This is a genomic window from Pseudonocardia lacus, assembly GCF_018531445.1.
In the GTDB taxonomy this organism is placed as follows: domain Bacteria; phylum Actinomycetota; class Actinomycetes; order Mycobacteriales; family Pseudonocardiaceae; genus Pseudonocardia; species Pseudonocardia lacus.
In genome coordinates, this window is sequence record NZ_JAHDTH010000421.1 from 1 (window position 1) to 2,244 (window position 2,244).

Genomic DNA, 2,244 nt, shown 5'->3' on the forward strand with positions numbered 1-2,244 from the left:
CGGCGCCGCGCTGCTGCTCGACGGCTGGGCCCTGCTGTCCCGGCCCGACCTGCGCGTGGCCGAGGAGGCCCTGCGCCGGTGGCTGGCGGCGGCGGCGCTGGTGGTGCCGCATGGGGCCGGTGGGCGGGTCGTCGTCGGCGCCGAGACCGGCCTGCCGGTCGTGCAGGCGCTCCTGCGCTGGGACCCGGCCTGGCACGCCGGCGTCGAGCTCGACGGGCGGACCGAGGTCGGCTTCCCGCCCGCCGTGCGGATGGCCGCGGTCGACGGCGTGGCGCGCGCGGTCGCCGAAGTGCTCGCCGGCCTGCCCGACGACGTCGAGGTGCTCGGCCCGGTCGAGCTCGACGAACCGGCGGCGGGCGCCGAGCCCGACGAGGAAGCGGGGCCCCGCGAGCGGGCCCTGCTGAGGGTGCCGCGGGCCCGGGGCAAGGCGCTGGGGGCGGCGCTGCACGAGGCGCAGGCCGCGCGCAGCATGCGCAAGGCCACCGACCCGGTGCGGGTCCGGCTCGATCCGGTCGAGATCGGCTGAGCCGGGCCGGGCCTGCGGCGCCCGGCTCCCGCGACGGCGCGCGTGGCAGAATCGACGGGTCGCGCGCGGCGGCGTCCGTCGGCGCCGACCCGTTCCCACCCCCCCCGTTCCCACCCCCCGTTCCCACTCCGATTCGCGAGGAGCTCCGTGTCCGTCCAGCCCGTCCGGCTCTTCGGCGACCCGGTGCTGCGCACCCCCGCCGTCGAGGTCACCACCTTCGACGCGGAGCTGCGCAAGCTGGTCGCCGACCTCACCGACACCATGCACGAAGAGGGCGGCGCGGGGCTGGCCGCGCCGCAGATCGGCGTCGGGCTGCGGGTGTTCACCTACGACGTCGACGGCATCGCCGGGCACCTGGTCAACCCCACGTTCGACGTGGTCGGCGACGAGGAGCAGGTGGGGCCGGAGGGCTGCCTGTCGATCCCGGGGATGCGCTGGGACTGCCAGCGCCACCTGCACGTCGTGGCCCGCGGCTGGAACGAGCACGGCGAGCCGGTCACCGTCGAGGGCACGGAGATGCTCGCCCGCTGCGTCCAGCACGAGACCGACCACCTCGACGGGGTGCTGTTCGTCGACCGCCTCGACCCCGAGACGCGCAAGCTGGCGATGGCCGAGATCCGTGCGGCCGAGTGGTTCGGTGAGCCGGTCCCGCCGGCCGTCAAGGTCAGCCCGCACCCGATGTTCGGGAAGGTCAGGTAGCGGCGTGCGCCTGGTCTTCGCCGGCACCCCCGCGCCCGCGGTGCCCTCGCTGCGGGCGCTGCTCGACTCGCCGCGCCACGACGTCGTGGCCGTGGTGACCCGCCCGGACGCCCCGAAGGGGCGCGGCAGGCGCACCGCACGGTCCCCGGTGGGGCAGCTGGCCGACGAGGCCGGCGTGCCGGTGCTCACCCCGCGCCGCCCGTCCGAGCCGGAGTTCCTCGCCCGCCTGCGCGAGCTGGCCCCGGACTGCTGCCCGGTCGTCGCCTACGGCGCCCTGGTGCCGAGGGCCGCGCTGGACGTCCCCGCGCACGGCTGGGTCAACCTGCACTTCTCGCTGCTGCCGGCCTGGCGCGGCGCCGCCCCGGTGCAGGCCGCGCTGCGCGCGGGCGACGAGGTCACCGGGGCCACGACGTTCCTGCTGGAGGAGGGCCTGGACACCGGCCCGACCTACGGCGTGGTGACCGAGGCCGTCCGCCCGACCGACACCGCGGGCGAGCTGCTCGACCGCCTCGCCGAGTCCGGGGCGCGGCTGCTGGTCGCCACCCTCGACGGGATCGCCGACGGCACGCTGGAGGCCCGACCGCAGCCGGCCGACGGGGTGTCGCACGCCCCCAAGGTCAGCGTGGACGACGCCCGCGTCGACTGGGCGGCCCCGGCCGTGGCGGTCGACCGGCTCGTCCGCTCGGTCACCCCCGAGCCCGGCGCGTGGACCACGTTCCGCGGCGAGCGCCTGGGGATCGGCCCCGTCGAGCCCGTCCCGGACGCCGAGGCGCTCGAGCTGAAGCCCGGCCGGCTGGACGTGACCAAGCGCAGGCTGCTGGTCGGCACCGCGACCGGCCCGCTGCGGCTGGGCGAGGTGCGCCCGCAGGGCAAGCGCGCGATGCCGGCGCCCGACTGGGCGCGCGGCGCGCGGATCGAGTCGGGGGAGGTGCTGAGGTGAACGCGCCACGACGCGGCGGCGACCCCCGCCGCGATGGACAGCGGCGCGGCCGTCCGGCCGGGCCCCGCGGCGCCGGCCC

General features: G+C 78.0%; 2 protein-coding genes and 1 pseudogene. All 3 read left to right on the forward strand.

Annotation, left to right across the window (positions count from 1 at the left end):
* Window positions 1–526, forward strand: a pseudogene (locus tag KIK08_RS38695) (primosome assembly protein PriA); the annotation flags it as partial.
* A gap of 147 nt (window positions 527–673) precedes the next feature.
* Window positions 674–1,225: a peptide deformylase gene (gene def, locus KIK08_RS38700; protein WP_214408277.1), complete on the forward strand. Its 552-nt coding sequence runs from the start codon at window positions 674–676 to the stop codon at window positions 1,223–1,225.
* 4 nt (window positions 1,226–1,229) lie between these two features.
* Entirely contained in the window at window positions 1,230–2,165 is a 936-nt protein-coding gene (fmt, locus tag KIK08_RS38705) for a methionyl-tRNA formyltransferase (RefSeq protein ID WP_214408278.1), read from the forward strand.
* Window positions 2,166–2,244 lie beyond the last annotated feature (79 nt).